Source organism: Gardnerella sp. 30-4, from assembly GCF_001641215.1.
GTDB classification, from domain to species: domain Bacteria; phylum Actinomycetota; class Actinomycetes; order Actinomycetales; family Bifidobacteriaceae; genus Bifidobacterium; species Bifidobacterium leopoldii.
In genome coordinates this window covers 1-10,144 of the sequence record NZ_LXJL01000092.1, presented here as the reverse complement: position 1 = coordinate 10,144, position 10,144 = coordinate 1, and the positions used below count along the sequence as shown (strand labels likewise).

General features: G+C 43.7%; 8 protein-coding genes and 1 pseudogene. 1 reads left to right on the top strand and 8 read right to left on the bottom strand.

Annotated features, from left to right (window positions below):
- A pseudogene (locus tag A5294_RS05315) lies at positions 1 to 338 on the bottom strand (inositol-3-phosphate synthase); the annotation flags it as partial.
- Positions 339 to 510: 172 nt separating this feature from the next.
- Here A5294_RS05315 and A5294_RS05310 point away from each other — a divergent pair.
- Positions 511 to 2,835 carry a transglycosylase domain-containing protein gene (locus A5294_RS05310; RefSeq protein ID WP_064340637.1) on the top strand — a complete coding sequence of 775 codons (2,325 nt, stop codon included), beginning with the start codon at positions 511 to 513 and terminating at the stop codon, positions 2,833 to 2,835.
- A gap of 116 nt (positions 2,836 to 2,951) precedes the next feature.
- Here A5294_RS05310 and A5294_RS05305 read toward each other — a convergent pair whose 3' ends face one another.
- The 7 genes from A5294_RS05305 to A5294_RS05275 all read right to left on the bottom strand — a co-directional run bounded on the left by A5294_RS05305 (position 2,952) and on the right by A5294_RS05275 (position 10,123).
- Positions 2,952 to 3,695, bottom strand: coding sequence for an HAD family phosphatase (locus tag A5294_RS05305; RefSeq protein ID WP_064340636.1), 744 nt, complete (start codon positions 3,693 to 3,695; stop codon positions 2,952 to 2,954).
- A gap of 150 nt (positions 3,696 to 3,845) precedes the next feature.
- Positions 3,846 to 4,442, bottom strand: a complete 597-nt coding sequence (locus tag A5294_RS05300; RefSeq protein WP_004104765.1) for a heat shock protein transcriptional repressor HspR — start codon at positions 4,440 to 4,442, stop codon at positions 3,846 to 3,848.
- Positions 4,443 to 4,529: 87 nt separating this feature from the next.
- Positions 4,530 to 5,582, bottom strand: coding sequence for a DnaJ C-terminal domain-containing protein (locus A5294_RS05295; protein ID WP_004118453.1), 1,053 nt, complete (start codon positions 5,580 to 5,582; stop codon positions 4,530 to 4,532).
- A 126-nt stretch (positions 5,583 to 5,708) separates the two neighbouring features.
- Positions 5,709 to 6,392 (bottom strand): nucleotide exchange factor GrpE, encoded by a 684-nt coding sequence (gene grpE, locus A5294_RS05290; protein ID WP_004118452.1) that lies wholly within the window; start codon positions 6,390 to 6,392, stop codon positions 5,709 to 5,711.
- Positions 6,392 to 8,275, bottom strand: a complete 1,884-nt coding sequence (dnaK, locus tag A5294_RS05285; protein ID WP_004104772.1) for a molecular chaperone DnaK — start codon at positions 8,273 to 8,275, stop codon at positions 6,392 to 6,394. The genes grpE and dnaK overlap by 1 nt, the downstream gene beginning before the upstream one ends.
- 267 nt (positions 8,276 to 8,542) lie before the next feature.
- Complete coding sequence (locus tag A5294_RS05280; protein WP_004118451.1) at positions 8,543 to 9,274, bottom strand: HesA/MoeB/ThiF family protein; 732 nt, start codon at positions 9,272 to 9,274, stop codon at positions 8,543 to 8,545.
- A 36-nt stretch (positions 9,275 to 9,310) separates the two neighbouring features.
- A complete protein-coding gene (locus A5294_RS05275) occupies positions 9,311 to 10,123 on the bottom strand; it encodes a thiazole synthase (protein WP_004104776.1) in 813 nt (270 codons plus the stop codon).
- Between the last annotated feature and the right edge of the window lie 21 nt (positions 10,124 to 10,144).

Genomic DNA, 10,144 nt, shown 5'->3' with positions numbered 1-10,144 from the left:
TCAGCCTCGGACTCATCAATCATTTCACGGTAGTAATCACCAAGACCGTCATAAGTTGGACCACGCAATACTTCTACACCCAAATTTGGTACATCAGCAAAACGAATTGTGTTATTTTGTGAAGCGCCAATTGCTTCACTTAAATCATGCCCAACCTTTAGAGAATCAACATCAAACGCCGCAACAAACTCAATATCGCGCACACGATACTGACCAAATACAGCGTGCATCAACCCTGGAATTTTCTCACCGTCATCAGCGTTTTTGTAATATTCAACGCCCTGAACCAGCGACGAAGCACAATTGCCGACACCGGCAATGGCAACGCGGATGCTCATATAGACTCCTTGCCCTGCAAAATAAGCGACATTACATTATGCCGCACCATACACATTTCATAATACTATTGCTTTAACAAATATGTACTAATATTCAATATTTTTAATCTTTTCTAAACAAAAACATGCTGTTTTGTAGAAAAATTCAACACCGGACGCTACGGTGGAATGTATGGTTGCACGTAAAGATGGAAGACGAGCGTCTACTTCGCATGAGAAAGCTACTCGAAGCATATCGTCACAATCACAAAAAAATACGAATATGCCTTCATCTGTCCCACCAAGCGGACAAGACTCATACCGTCCACATTCGTATTCTTTTGAATCAAACAAAAGCAGCCGTAATTCGAGATTCGAACGTTCTCGCGCAGCAACACGCAGAAGGCGTCGTAGAGCTTGGCGAGGCAGACATCCTATTATTTTTTGGGCACTTATCGTTATTTTTGTACCAATTTTGCTAGGCACAATTGTTTTTGCTTATCTGTACGCAACTACAGATATACCTGCACCAGACAAAGTTGCTATGGCAGATAAGACGAAAGTGTACTATTCAGATGGCAAAACTGAATTAGGCTCTTTTGCTGAGCAAAATCGCGAAATTATCAATTGTTCAGTACTACCTAAATATGTTGGTAAAGCAATAGTTGCTTCAGAAAATCGTTCCTTCTACCACGATGGCGGAATAGATTTTAAAGGAATTGGACGCGCATTACTTCATAACGTTACAAAGCACGGGCGTTGGGGCGGCTCAACTATTACGCAACAATATGCGGAAAGATATTATCTCGGTGAAACAAAAACTTATTTTGGAAAACTAAAAGAAGCTATTTTAGCTTTGAAAATTGCGCAAACCCAAGATAAAGATACAGTACTTTGCAATTATATGAATACTATTTACTTGGGTAGAGGAGCATACGGAATTCAAGCTGCAGCTAAAGCATATTTCGGTATAGAAGCAAAAGATTTGTCACTTTCGCAAGCTGCACTTTTAGCAGGTATTATTCCAGCACCAAGTAGCTGGGATCCTGCAATTGGTCCAAAAGAAGCAGGCATTCGTTTTAAGCGCGTGTTACGCATTATGAAAGAAGATGGCTACATTACAGCTTCTCAAGCAGCGCAAGCAAAAATGCCTAAAACTATTACTCAGACGACTCAAAACATTTACGCAGGTCAACAAGGTTACTTATTGCATATGGTTCGCGATGAGTTAACTAGGAACGGTGCTTTTACGCAGGAAGATCTTGACAGTGGCGGATATCGCATTATTACTACTATCGATAAAGCTAAGCAAGATTTAATGTTCAAAGTTGCAAGTCCTTCTCAAGATGGACGAGGAATTGTGCCAGAAGGACTGCAAGTTGGCGGAATTTCAATAAACGCAAAAGATGGTTCAATCATTTCCGTTTACGCAGGAGACGATTATCTAAAGAAACAGCTTAATAACGCCACACAAGCGCTTTATGAGCCAGGTTCTACTATGAAGCCTTTTGCGCTTATGGGAGCAATTCAGGCTGGCACTAGCTTGGATACGATGTTCAATGGCAATTCTCCACGCAAGTTTGATGGGATCGATAAACCTGTTGGAAACTTTGCAAACATGAGCTACGGCACCATTAACTTATACAGTGCAACTGCAAATTCTGTGAACACAGTGTATATGGATTTGCAAAGTAAACTTGGTGCTAAGAAAGTTGCTCATACTGCAGTTATGGCAGGTTTAAGCCCTGAACGAGTCAATGGTAAGAATCCGTTTACTGTGCTCGGAAACGATTCTGTGCATGTAAGCGAAATTGCGCGCGCATATGCAACATTTGCAAACCAAGGAAGACGCCCAGATTTGCATATTGTTGCCAGCGTAAAAAATCCTGACGGTAAGGAGTTCTACCGTGCACCAACAGCCGGAAAGCAAGTATTCTCACCAGCCGATGCCGCTCTAGCTACAAAAGCAATGATTGGCGTAGTGCAACATGGTACAGCAACTGAAGCTCGCGCTGTAGGTAGAGAAATTGCAGGAAAGTCTGGAACAGCAAACGATGAAACTGCTGGTAGCTTTGTAGGATTTACGCCAAATATTGTTACCGCATTTGCCATATGGAATCCAGACGCAAAAGGTAGCCCACAAGTAATTAAACCGTTCCACGGATATCTTGGCGGAAGCGACTACCCTGTGCACTTGTTTACAAGATACATGCGTCAAGCGGTAATAGGAACCCCGAATACTAAATTCCCTGAAGCAAAAGACACAGGCAAAATTGGTGGACCTGATGGAAAATGGGGATTAGGCGAACAACATACATTCACGCATATAAAAACTGAGAATGAGGGTAAGGATAAAAACAAGGACAAAGATAAAGACAAGGACAACGACAACGATTTAGACCTTGATAGTCAGCTGTATGGTCGTGACGATTCATCATCGGGCGGCGTTGGCAGCTACGATAATAATTCTGGCGGTCATGGTTATGACAATAACTATGACACAACTGGAGGAAACTAGTAAATCAACTGTAGCTATTTATAAACAAAACTGTAGCTAATTTACGAACAGATATGCGAATAGCTAGCTAAGTAAATAGCTAAATAGTTTGTTAATTAGTTTCGCTAGTTTATTAATTAGTTTCGGCTCAAAACAATGTTCTCAAGCATTTTAGCAGTAACATTTTCATAACCGTTAAGTTCTGCATGATGCTTGCTTTCAGATATGTTTGCGCGCGAAAAACCTGTTTGCGCAATTACAGTTGCTCCGGAATTAACTGCGGCAGTAAGACCAGATAGAGAATCTTCTATGGCAATGCAATTAGCCATCTGCTTTGCAACTTCCTCATCCGTGCCCTCAATGCCAACCATTTTTCCTGCAGCAAGATAAGGCTCAGCACTAGGCTTCGGTTTAAATCCATCGTCTCCGCACACATACCCAGCGAAAGCACCTTCTGGAGCGTGATTCACAATATTTTCAACCAAACAACGCGGCGAATTGCTCACCAAAATCGAAGTAATGCCGGCATCCGTAAGACTTTTAAGTACATCTAAAACTCCTGGAACCCACGGCACGGATTCAGCCTCACGAGCAGCAACGTAATCAACCATGCCTTTGCCAATTTCTTCTACTGTAAGTTTTGTACCAGAAGGAATCATCTTATTGGCAACAGTTTCAAGGGATCCACCGGAACATTCCCAAGCTAAATCTTCATCCCAGTATCCACCGTATTTTTTTACTAAATAAAATTCCGACTCATGCCAATACGGCTCGGAATCTATAAGAGTACCATCCATATCCCAGAAAACTGCACGCAACACATGTTTTTCTTCACTAGAGTTAAGAGTATTTGCACACATATTCGTCGTCTGTTCAGCCATTCACAATCCTTTATATTGCATATATTTGCTTTAGCTTTTGTAGCACATCATTTTCGCACTAATTCTGCATTACTTTTCGCACTATTAATTCTTCTCGTTAATTCTCACTAATTTCTCACTTAAGCACAATAAGTAGCCATACCTACGTTACTATATGCTCCACGCTCTCCACAACACCACAGATTTTTCATCCGAAGACTTTCGATTTTTATAATTACTGTTATAGCTTTCCGAAGAATACGACGAAGGTAACGCTCGCCTCTCTGTAAGAATATCCCGCCTCCAGCGACGCGCATTGCGAGAACGCTGCATTTCCACAATGTCACCATCTGCATTTGCAGCAAAAATATTGCGTTCTGAAGACTCTGCAGAATCAAGCAAATGCCTTACTTGTCTTTTAAGCTGTCGATTTTCTTCTTGCAAATCAAGTATTTGCATGATGCCAGCAAGATTGATACCTTCATTTTGGCTTAAATGCTGAGTTTGCACAATCCTGTCTATATCTCGCAAAGAATAGCGACGAGCGCCACCTTCAGTTCTATTCGGCATTATTAAATGAAGCCTATCATACTGTCGTAAAGTTTGCGGGTGCGTATTGGTTAGGCGTGCCACATGGCTTACGGTAAATATTGGCAAATCAAGAACAAATCCTACTTCATCTGCCCCGTCAAGCGTTGCGGTACCACGCACTAAAGCAACTGCACACATTTCATACAGTGCTTTAGTTTCACGCGTTATTGGTGTCATAGCACGCCTTCCTTTGCTCTTTTTAGTATGTTTAAAGCACTGTTACAAGCAATTCAACAGTGTTTAACCTACTAAATTATTGTTAACTTAGTTTTGTCTTAATTTTTTAATTTCTTCAGCATAAGTTTCGCCAGCAGTTTTATCAAATTCTTTTGCAACGCGTCTAAGAGACATGCTCGAACGCTTTGGCAAACGAATCTGCACAACACCAACAAAATCGCCATTCTTTCCGGGCACTCCAGCACCTTCTATACGAACTTCATCACCGCTTGAAACACAAGCTGGAACTTTGAAAGTAACAGGATTGCCGTCTAGGTCGTTTATACTAACTTTTGCACCATGCACTGCTTCACTTAACGTTAGCGGCAATGTAGAAATCAAATCGTCGCCTCGCAAAGTAAATTTATCTGATGCTTCTACTTGAACATGCAAGTACAAGTCACCTGCAGCACCACCGAACTTGCCTGGCTTGCCTTTTCCTTTCAAACGAATTTTCTGTCCGGTTTTTACACCAGCTGGAATATGCGTTTTAAAAGTTTCACCAGCCGCACGCAACGATACTGTAGCGCCTTTAAAAGCTTGCTTAAATGTGAGCTTTATATCGGTTGTTATATCTTCGCCAACTTCAGGCACGTCAGCTTCCTGCGGTTGAGAATACCTCTCACCGCCAAAGCCACTCGTACCTTGGAATCCTGCTGAATCTTGAGAGCGCTGACCTCCACCAAACATGGAGAAAATGTCGCTCATATTTGGTCCAGCACCGTTGGATGTAAAGCGAATGCGCGAACCGTTTCCGCCCATACCACCCATGCCAGAGCCGCCGTTGAACATGGAGAAAATATCCGAGAAACTCGACGCATCGAAACCGCCAGCACCACCTGCTCCTCCAGCGAAACGAGCACCACCAGCACCAAATTGGCGGATAGCATCGTAACGTTGACGAGTTTGACTATCTTTTAATACGTCATAAGCTTCAGAAACATCCTTAAATTTTTCTTCAGCTTCTTTTGTTTTGTTTAAATCAGGGTGATATTTACGAGCAAGTTTGCGATACGCTTTGGTAATCGTTGCCTCATCTGCGTCTTTGGAGACACCGAGAACCTTATAAAAATCCTTAGCTAACCATTCATTTTCAGCCATTTGTGCCTCCTTTCTTCACAAGCACATTGGCTATTTCGCTTTTGACCAAATATAGGCTGCTCGTGCCAACTCTTATGAGTCAGCACGAGCAAGTTATGCAATAAAGTCACGAAAGAGTTTCGTTAGTCATTGCTGTGGTGAAGAAACGACCACACGAGCGGCGCGAATAACGCGATCTCCTATTCGATATCCTGCTTCAACTACAGCATCAACAGTTTCTTTTGTAGCGTCTGGATCTGGTCTGTGCAAAATTGCATCATGCTTGGTCGGGTCAAAATCTTCGCCCTTTTCACCAAACTTTTCCACACCAAACTTTTCAAAAGCCTTATCTATCTTAGTTGCAACAGCCTTGAACGAATCATCCATTTCGCTATGCTCGCGAATGCGGTCAATATCATCCAATGCTGGAAGCAATGCTGTCAGCACGTCAATAATTCCATGCTGTCTGAAACGATCCTGCTCTTTGGCAGAACGATTTCTGAAGTTTATAAACTCAGCACGCTCTCGCTGTAACGCTTCCAAGTACTCTGCAGCTTCTTTCTTAGCTTTACCTAAGGGAGTTAAACTGCCGCTATCTGCGTCTTGGCTGTCTTTCGATTCTGAAGATTCAGTGGAATTCGCCGTATCCTCAGAATTTGCGGAATTCGCAGAAACGTTAGCATCAGCTTTCGTTTCTGCAGGATTTGCACCTTCAGCAGCTTTCGATGAAGATTGCGCAGACGATTTCGCAGAATCACCTGTAGCTTTTACATCCAGCGAGTCAGCATCTTCCATATCTTGCAAATATTCGTTGGCGTTAAAGTCGGACATTACTTGTTGTCCTTATCATCCTTGTCGTCGTCCACCACTTCGGCGTCAACTACATCATCATCCTTAGCTGCAGAGCCAGCCTGAGCACCAGCAGCAGACTGAGCACCAGCTTCGGCACCAGCAGCACCCTGCTGAGCGTAAAGCTGCTGACCGATCTTCTGAGCAGAAGTCATCAACTCGCTTTGAGCAGACTTAATCTTCTCAACGTCGTCACCCTTCAAAGCTTCCTTCAAAGCATTAACCTTGTCGGTAACTTCCTTAGAGATTTCATCGGAAAGCTTGTCTTTATTGTCGTTCACGAGCTTTTCAGTCTGGTAAGCAAAGGCTTCTGCTTGGTTGCGAACTTCAGCTTCTTCCTTACGCTTCTTATCTTCAGCTTCGTGAGCTTCAGCTTCCTTCACCATGCGGTCAATTTCGTCCTTTGGCAAACCAGAACCACCGGTAATAGTCATGGACTGTTCCTTACCAGTGCCCTTATCCTTAGCGGAAACGTGCACAATGCCGTTAGCATCAATATCGAAAGTAACTTCAATCTGCGGAACGCCACGAGGAGCTGGAGCAATTCCAGTCAACTCAAAAGTACCAAGAGGCTTGTTATCGCGAGCAAACTCACGTTCGCCCTGGTAAACCTGAATCAACACGGATGGCTGATTGTCTTCAGCAGTAGAGAATACTTCCGAGCGCTTCGTAGGAATAGCAGTATTGCGATCGATAAGCTTTGTCATAATTCCACCCTTGGTTTCAATACCCAAGGAAAGTGGAGTTACATCAATAAGCAGAACGTCTTTGCGATCTCCCTTAATAACGCCCGACTGAACGGCTGCACCAACTGCAACAACCTCATCTGGGTTCACGGACTGGTTAGCTTCCTTACCGCCTGTAAGTTCCTTCACCAAATCCTTCACAGCTGGCATACGAGTTGAACCACCAACAAGAACCACGTGATCGATCTGGCTTACTGAAATACCAGCGTCAGAAAGAACGTTGTTAAATGGAGTACGGCAGCGGCCAAGCAAGTCGGAAGTCATTTCCTCAAAGTGAGCACGAGTCAAAGTCTCATCCAAATGCACTGGAGTGCCGTCAGGAGTCATTGCCAAGTACTGCATAGAAATTGAGGTAGAAGTAGAAGAGCTAAGTTCCTTCTTTGCCTGCTCAGCAGCTTCCTTCAAGCGCTGCAAAGCAATCTTATCCTTGCTCAAATCAACGCCATACTTGTTCTTAACTTCGCCAACGAGCCAGTCGATAATCTTCTGATCCCAGTCGTCGCCACCCAAATGGTTATCGCCGTTAGTTGCTTGCACCTGAATTGTGGAGAATCCGTCGTCATCCTTACCAATTTCAAGCAAGGACACATCGAAAGTACCGCCACCCAAGTCGAATACCAAAATGCGCTCGTCTTCCTTGCCTTTTTCAAGGCCGTAAGCCAAAGCTGCAGCAGTTGGTTCGTTAATAATACGAAGCACGTTCAAGCCTGCAATCTTACCTGCATCCTTAGTTGCCTGACGCTGAGCATCGTTGAAGTATGCTGGGCATGTAATAACGGCATCGGTTACCGGCTCACCCAAGTAAGCTTCAGCATCGCGCTTCAACTTCATCAGAACCTGTGCAGAAATCTCTTGTGGAGTCCACTTCTTGCCGTCGATATCAACAGTCCAATCAGTGCCCATGTGGCGCTTTACTGAGCTAATCGTGCGATCAACGTTTGTTACAGCCTGACGCTTAGCAACTTCACCAACCAAGATTTCGCCAGACTTGCTGAATGCCACAACAGATGGCGTGGTACGTGCGCCTTCAGCGTTTACAATAACTGTTGGGCTGCCACCTTCAAGAGTAGCAATGCAAGAGTTGGTTGTTCCCAAATCAATACCTACTGCGCGTCCCATAATTTCTCCTTAACTAGGTATTGCACCTTTTGTGCAATTACGCTTTCCTTCAAGTTTTGTAGTTACGTAAGCTGAACCTTATTTAGATTCCTTGTTGGAAACTATGTAAAGCATCAGCTTTTTTACTTTCCAAAACTTGAGTCTATTACACTCAACTTATAAAAGTCAACTTTTATTCCCAAAAATTACAAAAAACTTTATACAACTAGACTCAAGTTTTGCAATTTAAGCAAAATTAATGGGAAATTCTGAAAAATTCAATAGGATTCACGCGCTGAACTTAAAGCGACGCAAAGAATTATCCAGAGCGTTATAACGCGCTAAAACGCCAATAAGCGGCGTGCCAATACCGGTTATGAGTTTAATTGCTTCAGTTGCCATCATTGCGCCAACAATAGCTGCAGTTGCACCCAACACAGCCGATTTTGGCACTTTTTCTTTAGGCGGAGGGCACGCATACAAATCACGCAAACCAGGACCTTTTCCTGGCACGAAAACGCTTACTTGACCTTCATAATAAAGCACCGAACCGTAAACTTCCGGCGTACCAGCACTCCAAGCAGCATCCGCAATCAAAAAGCGCGTATCAAAATTATCACAACCGTCGATAACAATATCGTGACTTTCTACAAGCTGCTTTGCGTTGTCTTCATTAAATCTATTTACAAGGTTGATTTTTAAACCTGGAGATAACGCTTGCAGACGATTAGCTGCAAGTTGCGCTTTAGATTTGCCGCACTGATCGACAGTATATAAAGTCTGTCTTTGCAAATTAGAAAGCTCAACAACGTCGTCGTCACAAATTGTGATTTCTCCAACTCCTGCAGCAGCAAGCGAAAGCAAGCACGGCGAACCAAGTCCACCTGCACCGACCATGCAGATTTTCGCATCGCGAAGTAACTGCTGATGTTCATTAGTAAAGCCCGGCAGGAGCAAGTGACGGCTAGTGCGTTCCGCCTCAAGCTCCTGCAGGTTGTCGTAAATTTTATTAATCGTCATGTTGAATAATATGCCGAAAAATTACAGTACAGAAATTTACAGTACAGAATCAGCCCAAGCGCGACCTTCAACAGGCGAAGAAGCGAGTGCATGTTCACGCTTAGGAATACGGCCAGCATCGTGAGCAAGCTTTCCAGCAGTTACAGCAGCAGCCATTGCGCGGCCCATCTTTACAGGATCTGGGCAGCGAGTTACAGCACTTGCAAGAAGCACACCAGAGCAGCCAATTTCGAAAGCTTTAACAACATCGGAAGCAGTTCCAACACCAGCATCCAAAATTACAGGAACGCCAGCTTCCTTGCATTCTTGAACAATCAGCTCAATGTTTCGAGGATTCAAAATGCCAAGACCAGTTCCAATTGGAGCACCACCAGGCATAACAGCCTTCACGCCAAGCGAAACCAAGCGACGAGCCACAATCGGGTCGTCATTCGTGTAGCAAAGCACGCTAAATCCTTCTTCAATAAGCTTTTCTGCAGCAAGCAATACTTCACGAGTATCTGGGAGCAAAGTATCGTCGTCTGCAATTACTTCGAGCTTAATCCAGTCAGTTCCAAGCGATTCACGAGCCATTTTTGCTGTAAGAACAGCATCATGCGCAGTTTTGCAACCAGCAGTATTTGGCAAAACGTTAATATTGTGGCGCTGCAACATGCCGTAAATATCCACGCCAGTTTTTGCGTGACGACGCATGGCAACTGTTGCCACTTCCGCACCCGAAGCAACAAGCGACTTTTCCATAATATCAATGCTCGTCATGCCGCCTGTACCAAGCAAAAGCCTTGAGTGTAAAGTCTTACCGCAAAGCTGCCAAGTATCGGCACTTTCTTCTGTATTATTTTCTGTCATTTTAAGCCTTTTATTTAATAT

Bases quoted from the DNA above. Each gene is read 5' to 3' on its own strand.
- A5294_RS05310 (WP_064340637.1), top strand. From the start codon at position 511: ATGGTTGCACGTAAAGATGGAAGACGAGCGTCTACTTCGCATGAGAAA.
- A5294_RS05300 (WP_004104765.1), bottom strand. From the start codon at position 4,442: ATGACACCAATAACGCGTGAAACTAAAGCACTGTATGAAATGTGTGCA.
- A5294_RS05295 (WP_004118453.1), bottom strand. From the start codon at position 5,582: ATGGCTGAAAATGAATGGTTAGCTAAGGATTTTTATAAGGTTCTCGGT.
- grpE (WP_004118452.1), bottom strand. From the start codon at position 6,392: ATGTCCGACTTTAACGCCAACGAATATTTGCAAGATATGGAAGATGCT.
- A5294_RS05305 (WP_064340636.1), bottom strand. From the start codon at position 3,695: ATGGCTGAACAGACGACGAATATGTGTGCAAATACTCTTAACTCTAGT.
- A5294_RS05280 (WP_004118451.1), bottom strand. From the start codon at position 9,274: ATGACGATTAATAAAATTTACGACAACCTGCAGGAGCTTGAGGCGGAA.
- dnaK (WP_004104772.1), bottom strand. From the start codon at position 8,275: ATGGGACGCGCAGTAGGTATTGATTTGGGAACAACCAACTCTTGCATT.
- A5294_RS05275 (WP_004104776.1), bottom strand. From the start codon at position 10,123: ATGACAGAAAATAATACAGAAGAAAGTGCCGATACTTGGCAGCTTTGC.